Genomic DNA, 17,512 nt, shown 5'->3' on the forward strand with positions numbered 1-17,512 from the left:
TATGAACGACAACACACAGAACCAGCAGCCCGTCGCTGACAATGAACAGCAGCCTGTCATAAGCGAGGCTCATGACGAAGCTGCCGACATTGAGGAAGTGTCAGTGGTACGTCCTCCGAGGCATCATCGCCGCGAGCCACAGGAAGACAAGTACTTCAAGATACGCAACATACTGAACATCATCTTTATGCTCGGAGCCGTTGTCGGCATGGCCGTATTCTATTTCGGCACACGCACCACCGGCACCATCATCATCATCACGGCCATAGCATTCAAGGTTATTGAATGCTTCTTCCGATTAATAAGACAATGACAAAAAACATCATACTGAACTTCCGTCTCAAGGCAGCAGCCGTCATCTTATGTCTGACAGGCCTTGCGACGGCAGCCCAAGCACAGATAAGGGACGACGAGTTCGACAACTTCACGCAGAACGATGAAGGCGTGATGAGCCGCCGAAACCAGCGAAACATAGCCGACTCGCTCGGCACCGACAAGGAGATTCCACGCGGACTGAAAGTGTGGACTGTCGACTCACGCTTCGGCGACGTCAGACCGGCAGAGGTCGACACGATGTCGCACATGTTCCCCAACACAATCTTCACCACCGGACTAAGAGGACAATACAATACCACCGGCAACCTTGGTGCACCGCGCATCAACCGTATCTTTGTGGACAGACCTGAGTCGGGCGAGCAGTTTGTCTTCTCGCAGCCTTACGATTACGTAGTCACTCCCGTCGACCAGTTCCACTTCACCAACACGCTCTCGCCGTTCACCAACCTCACTTACAACAATGCCGGCAACCGCACTAACGGGGAGGACCATCTTACTGCCAAGTTCGGCGTCAACGCCGGCAAGCGCATTGGTGCAGGATTCAATTTCGACTACCTTTACGGAAGAGGCTATTACTCCAGCCAAAGCACCTCCCACTTCAAGTATTCGATGTACGGATCGTATATCGGCGACCGTTATCAGGCCCATATCCTCTTCTCCACCATCCGCCAGAAGGTCACGGAGAACGGTGGCATCACGGACGACGAATACATCAAGCATCCTGATAGCTTCGACGACAATTTCGCTACCAACGAGATACCGACCGTCCTGCAGCAGAACTGGAACCGTAACGACAACCAGCACCTCTTCCTTACACACCGTTACAACCTTGGCTTCAGCCGCAAGGTGAAGATGACGGAGGAGGAGATTGCGGCACGCAAGTTCGCAATGGAGTCGATGAAGGAGAACCAGGCAAGCAAGGAGAAGGAGGAGGCACGCCGCAAAGCTGAGAAAGAGGGCCGCACCTTCGACGAGCGCAGCTACGAAAAAGCATCGGCGGGCGGACGTCCAGAGGGCGCAAAGATTGCCGGAGCCGAACCTGCCAAGACCGAAACGGAAGCAGAAAAAGCTGGCGAGGGACGTATAGCAGTCAACGGAAAGGCTGCCGCAGACAGTCTGAGCCTCATCGACGAGAAGAAGAAGGAGGAAGAACAATGGATGAAGACGGAATACGTGCCCGTCACAAGCTTCATCCACACAATGAAGTACGACAACTACAGACGCATTTACCAGGCATACCAGACACCTGCCGACTTCTATAAGAACACGTTTGACAACGTCGGAATAGTGTCAGGCGACTCCATTCTGGACAAGACTTCGCACTATCGCCTCCAGAACACCTTCGCCGTTTCGCTCCTCGAGGGATTCAACAAGTGGGCGAAGGCAGGACTCAAGGCGTTTGTCACGTCAGACCTGCGCCACTTCACCCTACCCGACTCCACACGCTCCACAACGTCATACACGGAGCATAACCTGAGCATCGGAGCGCAACTCATAAAGCGTCTCGGACGCACGTTCCATTACGACGTCACGGCAGAGACATGGCTTATGGGCAAGGACGTGGGAAGTCTGAAGGTGGACGCCAACGCTGACGTCAACTTCGCGTTGTTCGGCGACACAGTCCGCCTGGCAGCACGCGGCTTCTTCCATTCCGTCAAGCCGTCGTTCTATTACCGCCACTATCATGCCAAGCATTACTGGTGGGACAACGACGACCTCTCGAAGATCATCCATTCACGTGTGGAGGGCGTCTTCACATACGAGAAGACCAACACCACGCTGCGCGTAGCCTTCGACAACCTCAAGAACTACACATACTTTGCGATGTCGTACGACGTGGATGCAGACACAAAGGCACGCACAGCCAATACCGTAAGGCCGCGCCAGAGCGGAAGCCCCATCAGCCTGTTGACGCTCTCGCTCGAACAGAACTTCAAGTTAGGACCGCTCCATTGGGAGAACCTCGTGACCTATCAGAAGTCGTCCAACAACGACGCTCTGCCCGTGCCCGACCTAAACGTATACACCAACCTGTATCTGAAGTTCCGCATAGCAAAGGTTCTGAAGTGCGATTTCGGTGCCGACGCCCGATACTTCACCAAGTATTACGCGCCAGACTACAGCCCGGCATTGGGACAGTTCTGCGTGCAGGAAGGCAACAGCCGCACGGAAGTGGGCAACTACCCCGTAGTGAACGTCTACGCCAACTTCCACCTCCAGCACACACGCTTCTTCGTAATGATGAGTCACGTGAACGCCGGACAGGGCAACCGCAACTACTTCTTCACGCCGCACTATCCGCTCAACGAAAGAATCTTCCGCTTCGGCATAAGCTGGAACTTCTTCAATTAAGCAACCCTTCAAACAATAAAGGCAACAAAGGACAACAACGTATCCATCACCCATCCGGTTAAGGATACAAAAACAAAGTCCATTGTTGCCTTTTTTTGAAAACTGAGAACAATTTGTTTTGTGGTATGTAAAAGTATTCGTACTTTTGAAAATTAGATCATACGAAATATTTTTACTGCTAATTATAAAACTTATGCAATACCATCTTATATCAGAATATCTCGCTGCAATTCGCGAGGCTAAGGACAATCTTGACAAGTTGAGCCATCTGGTGCCCGTGCTGGATAAATACGGCGAGCCGTATCGTAGCAGCGGTGCGTTTGCCGTCGTATTCAAGATGAAGGACGAGCAGACAGGCAAATGCTATGCCCTGAAGTGTTTCACCGAGGAACAGGAAGGTCGTGCGGAGGCTTACCGCCAGATAGCCGAAGAATTGGAGTTTGTTGACTCGCCTTATATCACTTCCGTGAAGTATCTGGAGGAGGAGCTTTTCGTTGACAGCAACTGTGAGGACGAAGAGTTCCCTGTGTTGCTGATGGATTGGATTGAGGGCGAGACAATGGAGACGTATGTTGCCGCTAACTACACGGACAATCACGCTATGTCAATGCTCTGCTATCGTTTCTGCAAAATGGCAGCTTGGCTTCGCTCGCAGTCGTTTGACCATGGCGACATCAAACCCGACAATATCATGGTGCGTCCTGACGGTACGCTGACACTCGTCGACTACGACGGCATGTTTGTGCCGGCAATGAAAGGTCAGAAGTCGCCGACCGTCGGCACCAAAGACTTCTCGCATCCCCTTCGCACCATCGATGACTTCGACGAAACCATTGACGATTTCGCCTTGGCTTCCATTGCCCTCTCGCTAAAAGCCATCTCTCTCAATCCGTCTCTGCTCGACGAGTACGGAGCTTCCGACCGTCTCCTCTTCTCTGCCGCCGATTATATAGATTTGAGCAAGAGCGAGACCTTCACCGCCCTGCAAGGCTTGTTGGCAGACGAGGAAGCAAGAACGCTTCTTTCTATGTTCCTGTTAGCAAGTGCCAAAAAGAACTTGTCCATGTGCTCATTCAGATTGTTCGGTGTGCAGAAGCCGAAGGAGGAGGAAGTATGGAGTACGGAGGTTACTGATGAGGACCTTAAAAATGCAGTGGAGGATGAGTTTGGCGTAAAATATAGTAAGGATTGGAAGAGATTGCTTAAGGCACCAGAGAGCTTGAGTGGTAAATATTCAATTAGGAAAGGAGTGAAGGTTATTGGGGACGTGGCTTTTTGGGGTTGCAAATCCCTCACTAACATAAACATTCCAAATAGTGTCACAACGATTGGAGAGCAGGCTTTTTTGGGTTGCGAATCCCTCGTAAACATAAACATTCCAAATAGTGTCACAACAATTGGAGATTCGGCTTTTGCATACTGCGACTCTCTCACCAGCATAAATATCCCAAATAGTGTCACAACGATTGGAGAGTTTGCTTTTTGGGGTTGCGAATCCCTCGTAAACATAAATATTCCAAATGGTGTCACAACGATTGGAGAGTATGCTTTTGCCAGTTGCAAATCCATCACTAACATAAATATTCCAAATAGTATCACAACGATTGAGGATGGGGCTTTCTGTGGCTGTGAAAACCTTCCCTCCCATATCAAGTCTGACATCCGTCAACGTTTTGGCGAAAAAGTCTTTCATTTATGGTAGTAATCGAATCCAAGCGCAGGAAGCACGAAAACATATTGAAGAAATATCCTGATGCGGTGATAGCCGATGTAACAAGCCAAGCCACAGACGGGTTGGTTAAGCTAAGTCCGTTCTATCCACACGGCGGTATACCTGTGCCATTCAGCGAGGGCTATACCGCAATGTGTATTGAAGGGATATGGCAGGGACTGAAAGTGTTTGAATCGGCGGATGTGGACGTGAATATGTTCGCTAACGGCACGATGAAGAACATAAAGCGTACCGTGAGGCGATTCGGCAAACCACTCGGTCATCGCAAGGGTGTGAACGGCACCGAGCTGTTGGGGTATATAGAGGCTCGCAAGCAAATATATCTGCCCGCATATAAGTGGGTGCTTGAGAACAAGGTGGCGAACATCATAGAGCGGTTGAGGGAAGCCAGTAAGACGAAGACGATCGTGCTGCTCGACTATACCACAAACTGCGACATTGATGATCCGACGAAGCCTTTGTCGCACGCCTTTCTGATAAAGGCATACGCCGAAGGGCTGTATCCTTTCGGCGACAAGAAAACACAAACAGAAGCGCCGCAAATGCCGTCGCTATTCTAAACCTATAAACAAGAAACCGTTATGAACAAAAGAAACGATTGGGAGGAGTTCAAGAAACTCCTCGAACAGCATAACATCACAAAGCTGTATCACTTTACAGACCGCGACAACTTGGAGAACATCATCAAGAACGGCGGTCTCTACTCGTGGAAAGACTGCGAGGAGCGTGGCATCGACATCCCCAAGCCGGGCGGTGGCGGAGCAGGTTCGCTGTCGTGGTCGCTCGACCAGCAGGCAGGTCTGGAGCATTACGTTCGCGTCAGCTTCACAAGCAATCACCCTATGATGTATGTGGCAATGAACGAAGGGCGAATATCAAACCCCGTGCTATTGGAAATCGACCCAGAGGTAATATACGATGAGAACGCACGCTATGCCGACCGCAACGCAACACGAAGCGGAGCAAGAATCGGCGGCACACTGGACGACTTCAAGCAGATTCACTTCCAGACCGTAAAGGCAAAGAAGCATTTCGACCTCGACGCCGACGAGCAGCCTTTCTATCAAGCAGAGATATTGGTAAAGAACTTCATTCCATTGAAGTATATCACCAATATCGGCAACTTTGGCATTCCTATTCCGAGTCAGCCTCAGCAGATGCAGAGCAAGAACGCCTATACAGCACGTGTAGACCGCGAGCATCCTACAGCATTCATCTTCCTTGTCGACCAGAGCGTGTCGATGAAACGCTTAACAACTTTCAATGGAGAGGACATGACGCTATCTGAGGCTGTGGCACGAATAGTGAACTCGCAGATAAACAAACTTGTGGAACGTTGCGTGAAGAACAACGAAACACGCCACTACTTCGATATTGCCGTAATAGGATATGGGCAGGAAGCTTACAGCGCATGGAACGGATCGTTGGAGGGTAGAGACTTTGTCACGCCTGAAGAAATCAGAAACAATCCGTTTATGAAAAAGACGGTTAAGGAGGAAGTGCGCACACGCAAAGGCATCGCAATAAAGGAGGTGGAAAAGAAGCAATGGATGACGGCACGTCATGATGGCAGCTGGACCCACATGGACAAGGCATTCAAGCGTGCAGAAGGTCTGTTGGAGAATTGGATGAAACAACACCACGACAAGGACTGCTATCCACCGACAATCATAAACATCACAGACGGAGAATATAACGGTGCGTCGCACGACGAGATGCAGCAGTTGTCAAATCAGTTGAAGTCGATGTTTACGAACGATGGCAACGTGTTGCTTTTCAACATTCACGTAGTGCCTGGACATACCGAATCGGTGGTATTCCCTGCTTCGCTCGGCGAACTGAACGGCAACGGCTATGGCGAAAAGCTATACAACATGGCAAGTCTGTTGCCGCTTAACTACAATGAGCAGATGAGAGCCATCTTCGGCGATAAGCAAGCAGACATACGCTATCATGCCATGGGCGTGAACACGGGTATGGAACGCCTTGTTAAGATGATGAAGATAGGCACGCTGTCGAGTATGTTCGTTAACAATAACCAGTAAGAAAGAAAGATGAGTAAAAGTGTAAGCATAGCCAAACCTAACGACCACACGCCCAATGAGGACGCCGTATTCAGTTCACCCCAGTGCATCGCTGTGTCGGACGGAGCTGGAGGCTGCGGACTCTATGCCAACGAGTGGTCGAGGTATCTTATAGAGCATCTGCCAAAGGACGCTCCACTCAGTTCGTTCACGGAGTTGGACGAATGGATGGATGGTATTTGGGAAGCGTTCTATAATGAGCATGAAGAACGGGCAAAGGAGGGCGACGGCATCTTGCTTAACAAGTTCTACAACGAAGGTTCGTGCGCAACCATTGCTGCGGCATGGACAACGGAACCGTGTCAATGCCAATGGATGACGTACGGCGATAGCGTAGTCTTTCATTATAGCAGTCAGACAGGACTGCTGGAGCATAGCTTTACACGGCTGGCAGACTTTAGCAATCCGCCCCGCCTTGTCAGTTGCAAGGATCCGTTGGAAGAGGAAGGTTTTCGCTCTGGCATATTCCACCTTGACGACACGTCGGTGGTGTTTGCCGCAAGCGACGCCTTGTCGCATTATGTGCTGATGATGTACGAGCTGTCGAAAAGTGCGGAGTTTGAAAGTGAACTGATGGAACTGCGGATGAAGCAAACAAGCAATTCGCAGTTGCTTCAGATAGCAGCGAAAGAGAAGTTCAACTTTGCAGACGATGTGCTTAGTCCTCTTTTAAGAAGCGTAGATTCGGAAGCTGACTTTAAGGAACTGATGGAATCATTGTATGCCAAAAGACTTATTGACATCGATGACTACACGTTGGCAATATTATGAAACAACAACGCTTACGGAAACAAAAATTCCACCTAACAAAGCGATAATTATAAATCTATGCAATACCCTCTTATATCAGAATATCTCGCCGCCATTCGCGAGGCTAATGACAATCTTGACAAACTCAGCCATCTGGTGCCCGTGCTGGACAAATACGGTGAGCCGTATCGTAGCAGCGGTGCGTTTGCCGTCGTGTTCAAGATGAAGGACGAGCAGACGGGCAAATGCTATGCCCTGAAGTGCTTCACCGAAGAGCAGGAAGGGCGTGCGGAGGCTTACCGCCAGATAGCCGAAGAATTGGAGTTTGTCAATTCTTCTTATATCACTTCCGTAAAGTATCTGGAGAAGGAGCTTTTCGTTGACAGCAACTGTGAGGACGAAGAGTTTCCGGTGTTGCTGATGGACTGGATTGAGGGCGAGACGATGGAGACATACATCGCAGCTAACTATACGGACACTCACGCTATGTCGATGCTCTGCTACCGTTTCTGCAAAATGGCGGCTTGGCTTCGCTCGCAGTCGTTTGCCCATGGCGACATCAAGCCCGACAATATCATGGTGCGCCCCGACGGTACGCTGACACTCGTCGATTACGACGGCATGTTTGTGCCGGCGATGAAAGGCCAGAAGTCGCCGACCATCGGAACCAAGGACTTCTCGCATCCCCTTCGCACCATCGATGACTTCGACGAAACTATCGACGATTTCGCCTTGGCTTCCATTGCCCTCTCGCTAAAAGCGATATCCCTTAATCCGTCTCTGCTCGACCTGTACGGAGCGTCTGACCGTCTCCTCTTCTCTGCCGCCGATTATCTTGACTTAAGCAAGAGTAAGACCATGACAGCCCTGCAAGGCTTGTTGGCAGATGAGGAAACAAAAACCCTCATGTCAATGTTCCTGTTAGCCAGCGCCAAAAAGGACTTATCCATGTGCTCTTTCAGATTGTTCGGTTTGCAGAAGCCGAAGGAGGAGGAAGTGTGGAGTACGAAGGTTACTGATGAGGATCTTGAAAATGCAGTGGAGGATGAGTTTGGCGTAAAATATAGTAAGGATTGGAAGAGATTGCTTTGGGCTCCAGCAGAATTGGAAGATGAATATTCAATTATAGAAGGGGTTAAGGTTATTGGAGACAATGCTTTTAGCGAATGTGAATCTCTCACTTATATCGGTATTCCGGACAGTGTGACAAACATTGGAAGTAGTGCTTTTGAAGGTTGCACATCACTCACAAGTATTGATATTCCAAATAATGTAACAAGCATCAATGATGGTGCTTTTGGGGATTGTATTTAGAGCCTTATAACTAACCATAACTTACTATGACTAACTAACCATAAAGTCTTGATTTTCAATACTCTTTGATTTTTAACACTTTCTGAGTGCTTTTTGGCAGTTCCCGATTTTCCACATATTTTTGCAGCGTATTTCTACCGTGGAGAATTTGCGGAGCTTTTATTTTGTCATATCGTGAACGTAGTTGACAATGATTTACGAGTGGTTACGATGAAGGACAGATTTGAAGCTGATAGGCAAAAAGCGTAATATCGTGGACTGGGTTGACAAAGGTTGTCAATGGTTTACTTCCGTTTACTCCATCAGTGGAATACTCAAATGAATTTGAACAAAGCAATATCAAAGAGTATGAGACCGACAAGAAAATGTGAATTTTGTGGCAAGACATTTGTGCCAAGGAGTGGTATGCAGAAATACTGTTCCGAGGAATGTCAGGCAGAGGCAAAACGTCTTAGGAAGAAAAGACAGCAGGACTTGATTAACGGTATTGAGCCAATCATGGATCTGCAACATCAGGAGTATCTTACATTCTCAAAGGCAGCTGTGCTGATGGGATGCACCCGACAGTATATCTACAAACTTGTGGCTAACGGCAAGTTGAAGGCATCAAGATTGAGCAGCAGAATGGCATTCGTTAGAAAATCTGATATAGAGAAGATGTTTGAGGGTAATCCCTACAAGCGTGTGATTCCTGCCAGCAAGAGCAAGCTCAGTAAAAAGGCAAAAACAGAAAAGCCAATACGAAAGCAGGAACCGACAAAAGGGAAAGAGGAGAATGAGGTGCTTGACTATTATTCGGGCGAGGAAGTGATGTCCATTTATAAGGTCAAGAAGTCTTGGCTCTATACATCCGCCAAGCGCAACCAGATACCGATGTGTCGTATTGCTGGCAAGAACTATTACAGCAAACGGCATATTGATGAGTTTTTCGGTACTGCCGTTGACATCCACAGCATCAAAGAATGGGTGACAGCTGATGATGTGGATAATGTTTTCAACATGAGCAAGTCGGCACTTAGGGCATACACCTACCGCCATAAGATACCGACCAAACGTGAGTATGGTCATACTTATTACTCCAAGGAACATCTTGAAGAATTTCGCAGGACTGACCTCATGAACGATGACAGCTATTATACCACCGAACAGGTGCAACAGTTGTATGGTCTGACAAGTGCCAACATCTGCCATATCGTGAGAGTTCACCATATCAGCAAGGTAAAAGTGGGCGTAAAGAACCTGCTTTTGAAGACGGATGTGGAACGTGCAATGGCAGAAAGGGCAGCAAAAGGACTGTGATTTCAAATGATTTCATCATTATCCATCAGTTACTATGAATAATTGGAGTCACGGAGATTTCATTCCGTTATTTTGCAGCTGTGAAGAGACACTTCACCACGAATAATTATCAATAATACATATCAGTTATGAGCAACATTTGCAAGACCGTATCATTGCGTACACGCAAAATCAAGGACGGACACATGCTGTCCTATTATCTTGACTATTATCCAGGCTATCGTGACGAGAGCACGATGAAAGTCATCCGCCATGAGTCGCTTGGCATCTACATCTATGCCAAGCCGAAGAACCAGATGGAACAGAAGTATAACCTCAACCTTACGGCAAGAGCCGAGGCGATACGCTGCCGCCGCTTCGAGGCTATCGTCAACGAGCGTTACGATTTCTTCGACAAGGAGAAGATGAAGGGAGATTTCCTTGCCTACTTCAAGAGACTGGCAGACAAGAAGAACTCCAAGTGGCAGCACGTCTATATGCACTTTCGTACCTTCACGCAAGGCAAGTGTACCTTTGGGGAGATAAACGTGGACTTGTGCAACAGGTTTCGTGAGTATCTGCTGACAGCACCACAGGGACTGCATAAGAACAGAAAACTACATATCAACTCAGCTGCCAACTACTGGTCAACTTTCCGTGCTTCAATCCACACCGCCTATCGTGACCGCAAGATAAAGGAGAACCCGAACGGTTTCTTGGAGCGTATCGAGACTATCCCGACAGACAAGGAGCATCTTTCACAAGACGAGGTTATCCGCTTGGCATCCACACCTTGCTCCGCCCCAGCATTGAAGCGAGCCTTCCTGTTCTCTTGCCTAACGGCTTTAAGAAAGAGCGACATCAAGAAACTCACTTGGGAGGAGATACAGCCATACGGCAGCGATGGAGTGATGTATGTCACCACACGAATGCAGAAGACAAAAGACATCGTGCATAACCCAATCAGTGAGGAAGCCTTGGAACTGATAGGCTATTCACCAGATAAACGAGGCAAGGTGTTCCCTGATTTCAAAGACTCCATGACACAGGCTCCACTGAAGAACTGGCTGAAAGATGCTGGAATTACCAAGCATATCTCCTATCATTGCTCACGTCACAGTTTTGCCTGTCTCCAGTTGGACGCAGGGACCAGTATTGTGGTTGTGCAGCGTTATCTCGGTCACAAGAATGTGGCAACAACAGAAGTGTATGCCAAGATTTCCGATGCTCAGAAGCGTGCTTCGGTTGGCTGTATCACCTTGAAGAAGTAACCATTTGACAATAACACGCAGAAAAGGACTGTTGGAATGATAGTGTTCCAATAGTCCTTTTCTCGTTTTGTTGGTTCTATTTGCTGTCGTGGATAGAACCAATTCGACAAATACATCCTAATATCTATAGATATTGAAGAGGAACTGCAATTTTCCATTTTCTTTGCCCTTACCTTTGTAGTCAGCAATTAGCCGCAACTGGCACTAACGAGCAGTTTAAAGTATGATTCAGAGTATGATATCATATAAGAACGCTAATAAAGCGTAAAAGAAAGAGTGCCAGAGAACGTAAATGCTGTTTTCACATGCTTCTGCATCTAACTTTGTGGAAGTTTTTGAAAGAAGAATAACAATAAAACGAATACAATAATGATAGAAAACGAGACAACTTCAGATTGTACCATCTACGCTTTTGTTGGTACTGCAATTCTCGCCATCTCTCTTGTCGTGGCGATGTATGTAGGCAATGACTTTCACCAAAGTCTGTTTGTCGAATCAATCATCTTTGTAGGGAGCAACATCCTGCTTTGGGCGATATTCATTTCTATGGTGAATTATCCCTATGAACTGATGACCATTGGTAGCAACAGCAAGACAAAGAAAAACGTTGTAGAAGCAGAGCCAGCAACAGAACAAGAACAGCCAAAGCAAACATTACCACAAACACAGTATGTAAAATACAGCCATGAAGACTATGTCAAGTGTGTAGAGGCACAAGAAAAAGAAGCACAGGAGGAAAAGGAAAAGCGAACAAGAGCCGTACTTGACTATGTGCATCGTACCATGTCAAGGTTTCTGTATGAGGAAGATTTGTACAAGGTAATTGAGGCAGTCAAGGAATGGAGCAACGACACCAACTATACCCCGATAGCAATAAACCGTTTCAAGGAGACGGTTGAGAATATCCCTTTAAGACACTTCGTGTGGAATATCGCAGAACGTTTGGGTAAGCGTGATTACACAATGGCAATGCGAATATCCTTTATCAAGGCTTTGTTCCCAAAACCGTTTGAAGGCTTGGACTACAGCACATTGAAGAACCTGAAAGCACCATGCTCCAATGATGTCATTCCGATTGATGAGCCAGTTAATGGTAGACATGATTTTCATGATGTAACGGAGGAAACTCCAGAATAATCCCAATTGTTAGAGTTATTCCTTCGTGAATGACAAATGACTGTCACGAACCTCAGTAACGGAAGCATCATTCTGTTCCTTTGTCCCAGTTTTTTAGAACAACTTGTATATGACAAAGGAATTAACTTTCAACGACCTTCCAATGGTCGTTGCCCAGCTTCGGGACGAAGTGGTGGGCATGAAGCAGATGATCATCAGTCTGCAATCACAGAACAAGCCACACAAGGCGAACACGCACATACCTATGAGTGTGGAGGAAGCATCGGCATACCTGAAAATGCCGATGGCAACTCTCTACATGAAACTTGGAAACGGTAGCATTCCCGCCACCAAGCCAGGCAAACGTTACTGTCTTTATCAAGATGAACTTGACAAGTGGCTGGAGACTAACCGCAAGAATCCTGTACCTCTAACGGCAGAGGAGGAGAATGCAGCCATTCTTGCAGGAAACAAGCGCAAACCGAAACCCTTAAACTGGTAATGCTATGGATGCGCTTGAACTCTGTAACAAAATCAACATGGAAGCCGAGTCTTTAGCGGACTCAGGCTTCCCTCTTGAGGTATTTCCACAAAAAATGCAGTCCATCATCATAGACATGGTTGTGCACGGCAATTTCAAGGTGGATTATGTCGCCATGTCCATGCTGTCGGCAGCATCAGCGGCTCTTGGCAATACCTATCGTATTCACGTTAAGCAGGACTGGGACACGAATGCCGCCCTTTATATCATATTGGTTGGCAGACCTGGCATGGGCAAAACTCCACCATTACAGCTTGCATACAAGCCAATTCGGGAGTATGAACGAAAGCTGTTTGACAAGTTTTGCTATGAACTTGACCTATATGAGGCAGCATGTGCAACAAAGGAAAGCGGAAGCAAGGAAATGAAGAAGCCTATTCTGAAAAGGGTCACATTGGATGACTTTACATTGGAGGCTCTGGTATTGGAGCATTACAACAACTTGCGTGGCATAGCCATCAACTATGATGAAATTCTCGGACTGCTTGCCAATACAGACAGGTATGGGAAAAATCCCATGCTTGAACGCCTACTTTCCATCTGGAGCGGATGCCACTTGGAGAACACCCGTGTCAAGAATGACCGCCCACAACGTGTAGAAGAGCCATGTGTCAACATCATCGGTACAACACAGACCAAACGAATGAAGGAACTGATGGCTTCCAAATTCATGGATACAGGTTTTCTTGACCGTATTCTGGTTGTATATCCCAAATCCAAGAAAGTTCCACACTGGCTGGATGAGGAAGATAGCCATGTGCGCCAGAGCGAGGCTTCAAGAAAATGGGCTGACATCATCGGGAAAATCTTTGGACTTGACTATGCAAGGTGTAATGACACAAATGAATGTTGTCCAAATATCCTTTATATGGACAAGGACGCACACTCCCTTTTCTTTGGTTGGTGGAACAGAAATGTGGATGCCATCAATGCCATAGAGGACGATGAGGATGTTGAAACGAGGGTGATGAAGCACAATACCCACGTCGCACGCATTGCCTTATTGCTCCAAGCTCTAAGATACGCCTGTGGCGAGAGCCATCTGCAAAGTATTGATGTGGATTCCATAGAAGGAGCATTACGACTCAATGAATACTGTGAGAATTGTTATCAACGCTGCCGAGCCTTTGTTGCTGAAGATACCTGTGATTCTATATCCAAGGAGTTGCTGTATCTGTTGGAAGACAGTTTTGACACAAAAACAGCCATAAAAACAGGAATGGAGAATCTGCATGTTACAGACCGTACTGTGATGAACTATATAAAGGAGCTTATGAAGTCTGGACTAATCACAAAGGCAAAGAAAGGATTTTACGAAAAAGTAAAGTTCGAAACAGGACAGGCAACTGAAACATAAACCAACCTGTTTTCAGTATTCATTTGTTTCAGTTTTTCAGTTGACAAGTGCGTAACTGAAAACATGAAAGAACTGAAAGCTGAAATTCACCAATAATTCATTTCAGTTACGATGATGAACGAGTATAGATTTCACTTGGAGAAATACAGATTGGGTAATCGTTACACATGCCCGAATTGTGAGCGCAAGCGTTGTTTCACAAGATACATAGATGATGAGGGGGAAGTGTCCTTCCCTGACAATGTAGGCAAATGCGACCATGAGCATAGTTGTGGGTATCACTATACTCCTAAAGACTATTTCCGTGAGCATCCAGACTTTCTGTCTAAGGACAAATTGCCAAATCCGACAAGAAGGAATACCCAACCGAAAGTCGTAGAAAAGCCTATGTCCTATATCGCCAACGCTATTATGGAGCGTTCCTTGTCTCATTACGGAATCAATCCGTTATACCAGTACCTTTCCAAGGTCTTTGGTGAACAAGAGACAAAAAGGCTGATGAAGATGTATCATGTCGGAACATCCTATAAGTGGGGAGGCTCAACCATTTATTGGCAAGTTGACAAGGATGATAAGGTGAGGACTGGCAAGGTCATGCTATATAATCCCAAAGACGGACATCGTGTGAAAGAGCCACGTTCTTATGTTGGATGGGCGCATGCTTTTCTTCATCTTCCAGATTTCAACTTGTGCCAATGTTTCTTTGGTGAGCATTTGCTGGCACAGCATCCCACAATGTCGGTCGCTATTGTCGAGAGTGAAAAAACTGCCATAATCGCATCCCATTTTATCCCCAATTTCATCTGGCTGGCAACTGGAGGTATGCATGGCTGTCTCAACCAAATCGCTGTCAAGGTATTTGGAGGTCGGGACATCATTCTGTTCCCTGACCTTGGAGCAACGGACAAATGGAAATCAAAAATTCCATTGCTGCAATCTGTTTGCAAAAGGGTTGTCATAAGCAACATCTTGGAAGACAATGCCACCGATGAACAAAAGACCAAAGGTCTTGACATTGCCGACTTCCTATTGATGACGGAAACGCCACAGATGGTGCTACAAAGGCTGATAAAGCAACATCCGCCACTCCTGCATCTGATAGACAGCCTTGGGTTGGTGTTGGTGGAAGAGCCATAACACTACTGGCAGCAGTTATAACGAGTTCGCTTGCGAACATATCCCTTGGGTGGAGCCTAATACACCGAGCAAGCTCAGTAATTAGGGCAAACAGCCATTATATGTGTACAGCAAGCTGAATTTCATATGTACAATCAATTAAATCAAGCAATTTTATGAGCGATAATAAGAAACAGATGATGGACATTCAAAAGGTCAAGTCTTTCAGCGTTGCTGTCAGCGATGAGCATCAGCGCAATTGGGGAGATGACCTCTTTTCTAGGAAGGAGAATGATCCAAAATACAACTATGATCGTAGTCGCACCCGACTTAACTTTCTGGTGTCGAAAGGTGGAGAACTTGGACCAATAGACAAGAACAAGTCTATAACTGACAAAATCGAGCAAGCCATCAAGAACAGAGTGACAGGCAGAGTGAATACTACATCAAACCGTGCCGTGAGCATTGTCTTTGGTGGTAACCGCGAGCAGATGCGCAAACTCGCATTTGGCGACCAGACAATCAGTGAGAACGGCAACAACTGGGATGTTGACAGTTGCAGTGGCATAGACAGATGGGCAAAGGACATATATGACTTTTGTTGTCGGGAGTTTGGTGAAGAAAATGTCGTTTCGTTCATTGTTCATCTAGACGAACTCAATCCTCATGCACATGCGGTCATTGTCCCCATCACACTGGACGGCAGACTGAGCGCAAAAGATATGTTTGGTGGAAACGACATGAATCAAGCAAGAACAAGGATGCGTGAACTTCATAGCCGACTTGCAGAGGTTAATGAAAAGTATGGACTGGAACGTGGCGATGACATCACCATAACTGGAGCTAAGCACAAGTCAACAGAAACTTATCGCAGGGAGTTGGCTGATGAATGCCGCACTTTGTCAAATGAAGTAGGCATGAAGAAGACGCTTCTTTCAGGTCTTAATCGTAGCATCACAAAAGCATAGACCAAAATCAAGGCTCTGCAGACTATGGTCAGCAATCTGGAGAAAGCGGAAGCAGAGAAACAAGCGACCATAGCCGAACTTGAAGATTACATGAAGAATCATCTTGGTGATGCTGTTGAGATAAAGGCAAAGATTACCGCCACCAGAAAGGAACTCTGGGATGTTCGTGACAAATTGAACGACAAGAAGATGAAACTTGCGCAGGCTAAGTTGCAACTTGATGAGTTGCAGAAGAATACCTCCCACATCGCAGCAAGAAACAGGGAGATTAAAGCCGATTTTGAAAAAACAGCTGTTTCATACCAGCAACAGATGATTAATAAGATATGGGCGCAGGCTGGTATGAAGGCGTTGGCAGAGATAGCAGACATCTATCCTCGTATGACGAGCATTCACGACAGCAGCCTATTTGACGACAGCTTTGCAATGGACTTCATTAATTATGGTGACAAAATCATCTATTGTGCAATGTACCTTTATGTTGGCTACATCAACGAGGCTACCAACTTTGCTGAAAGCCAAGGTGGTGGCGGTAGCGATACCAAAGACTGGGGACGTGAGAAGGACGAAGATGAGATAGAATGGATAAGACGATGCTTGCGACAGGCGACAAAGATGATGAAGCCAATGAAGAGAAAAGGTTTGAGTAGATAAAATATTAAGGGAGGAGCGCATTTCGAACACGCCCCTCCCCAATTATTTTACAACTCGCAATGATCTTGCGAATCACTATCCTTAGTAACGACTTGAATAGTGAGACGAGTGTGAGCTATGCGAGCTGTGAGAACTGTGAGAAGAATGAGAACTGTGCGAATAGTGACCCGCAAGAGAACTCTTTACCATGTCAATGGCTTTCTGCAAGACCAAAGGCTGGTTCTTCTGTTTCTCAATTTGTGTTGTTTCGTCATTATTGCCCAATACGTTCATGATGTTATCAGAAACGTTGGCGCAATAACTCGTTGTAGCGATAAATGCCGAAACAAGCAAAAACATAAGTCTCTTCATTGATACCTCCGTTTTTAAATTTGACAATATTGTTAACAATTCACTCTGTACATGAATTTGTACATTCTATTTTGTGGATATGTGTACTTATGTTATTTTTATTTGTCGAGAAGAAACCTCCACATTCTTTTCTAAGAACACATCCGTCGCAGACTGGAAGATAGAGGCTCATCCGATAAAGTCCGTGGCATCCCTACCCAAATATATCAACGATACATGATAGATTTTCCGTAAAGATGTTTACCTTTGCTGTATGAAAAATGATGTCAGCATTAATATGTACAAGGGACTT

At 46.6% G+C, this 17,512-nt stretch carries 16 protein-coding genes; 15 read left to right on the plus strand and 1 reads right to left on the minus strand.

What is annotated here, in order from left to right:
- Position 1: 1 nt before the first annotated feature.
- From CHL74_RS11195 to CHL74_RS11265, 15 genes are all read left to right on the plus strand, one after another.
- Positions 2–313: a hypothetical protein gene (locus CHL74_RS11195; RefSeq protein ID WP_254923284.1), complete on the plus strand. Its 312-nt coding sequence runs from the start codon at positions 2–4 to the stop codon at positions 311–313.
- A complete protein-coding gene (locus tag CHL74_RS11200) occupies positions 310–2,688 on the plus strand; it encodes a putative porin (protein ID WP_094881237.1) in 2,379 nt (792 codons plus the stop codon). The genes CHL74_RS11195 and CHL74_RS11200 overlap by 4 nt, the downstream gene beginning before the upstream one ends.
- Positions 2,689–2,881: 193 nt before the next feature.
- Positions 2,882–4,390 carry a leucine-rich repeat protein gene (locus CHL74_RS11205; protein WP_141241314.1) on the plus strand — a complete coding sequence of 503 codons (1,509 nt, stop codon included), beginning with the start codon at positions 2,882–2,884 and terminating at the stop codon, positions 4,388–4,390.
- Complete coding sequence (locus CHL74_RS11210; RefSeq protein WP_094881239.1) at positions 4,384–4,980, plus strand: DUF6939 family protein; 597 nt, start codon at positions 4,384–4,386, stop codon at positions 4,978–4,980. Before CHL74_RS11205 ends, CHL74_RS11210 begins: the two co-directional genes overlap by 7 nt.
- Positions 4,981–5,001: 21 nt before the next feature.
- Positions 5,002–6,465: a DUF4433 domain-containing protein gene (locus CHL74_RS11215; RefSeq protein WP_094881240.1), complete on the plus strand. Its 1,464-nt coding sequence runs from the start codon at positions 5,002–5,004 to the stop codon at positions 6,463–6,465.
- A gap of 9 nt (positions 6,466–6,474) precedes the next feature.
- Positions 6,475–7,275 (plus strand): hypothetical protein, encoded by an 801-nt coding sequence (locus CHL74_RS11220; protein ID WP_094881241.1) that lies wholly within the window; start codon positions 6,475–6,477, stop codon positions 7,273–7,275.
- Between the two features lie 57 nt (positions 7,276–7,332).
- Positions 7,333–8,568: a leucine-rich repeat protein gene (locus tag CHL74_RS16000; RefSeq protein WP_094881242.1), complete on the plus strand. Its 1,236-nt coding sequence runs from the start codon at positions 7,333–7,335 to the stop codon at positions 8,566–8,568.
- Between the two features lie 348 nt (positions 8,569–8,916).
- Positions 8,917–9,867 (plus strand): helix-turn-helix domain-containing protein, encoded by a 951-nt coding sequence (locus CHL74_RS11230; RefSeq protein WP_094881243.1) that lies wholly within the window; start codon positions 8,917–8,919, stop codon positions 9,865–9,867.
- Positions 9,868–9,995: 128 nt separating this feature from the next.
- A complete protein-coding gene (locus CHL74_RS11235; RefSeq protein ID WP_094881244.1) occupies positions 9,996–11,117 on the plus strand; it encodes a site-specific integrase in 1,122 nt (373 codons plus the stop codon).
- A 369-nt stretch (positions 11,118–11,486) separates the two neighbouring features.
- The gene (locus tag CHL74_RS11240) at positions 11,487–12,254 is read left to right on the plus strand and encodes a hypothetical protein (protein WP_094881245.1); all 768 of its coding nucleotides are present in this window, start codon (positions 11,487–11,489) and stop codon (positions 12,252–12,254) included.
- A gap of 109 nt (positions 12,255–12,363) precedes the next feature.
- Entirely contained in the window at positions 12,364–12,735 is a 372-nt protein-coding gene (locus CHL74_RS11245) for a helix-turn-helix domain-containing protein (RefSeq protein WP_007897100.1), read from the plus strand.
- 4 nt (positions 12,736–12,739) lie between these two features.
- The gene (locus CHL74_RS11250) at positions 12,740–14,131 is read left to right on the plus strand and encodes a DUF3987 domain-containing protein (protein WP_176452241.1); all 1,392 of its coding nucleotides are present in this window, start codon (positions 12,740–12,742) and stop codon (positions 14,129–14,131) included.
- A gap of 114 nt (positions 14,132–14,245) precedes the next feature.
- Positions 14,246–15,268 carry a DUF6371 domain-containing protein gene (locus CHL74_RS11255; RefSeq protein ID WP_176452242.1) on the plus strand — a complete coding sequence of 341 codons (1,023 nt, stop codon included), beginning with the start codon at positions 14,246–14,248 and terminating at the stop codon, positions 15,266–15,268.
- A 176-nt stretch (positions 15,269–15,444) separates the two neighbouring features.
- Positions 15,445–16,215, plus strand: coding sequence for a MobV family relaxase (gene mobV, locus CHL74_RS11260; protein ID WP_176452243.1), 771 nt, complete (start codon positions 15,445–15,447; stop codon positions 16,213–16,215).
- Between the two features lie 24 nt (positions 16,216–16,239).
- Entirely contained in the window at positions 16,240–16,869 is a 630-nt protein-coding gene (locus CHL74_RS11265; RefSeq protein WP_094881248.1) for a hypothetical protein, read from the plus strand.
- Between the two features lie 81 nt (positions 16,870–16,950).
- Here the strand turns inward: CHL74_RS11265 and hxsA2 are convergent, their stop codons facing one another.
- Complete coding sequence (gene hxsA2, locus CHL74_RS16005; RefSeq protein ID WP_094881249.1) at positions 16,951–17,220, minus strand: His-Xaa-Ser repeat protein HxsA2; 270 nt, start codon at positions 17,218–17,220, stop codon at positions 16,951–16,953.
- Between the last annotated feature and the right edge of the window lie 292 nt (positions 17,221–17,512).

Source organism: Prevotella sp. 885 (assembly GCF_002265625.1).
Classification (GTDB): domain Bacteria; phylum Bacteroidota; class Bacteroidia; order Bacteroidales; family Bacteroidaceae; genus Prevotella.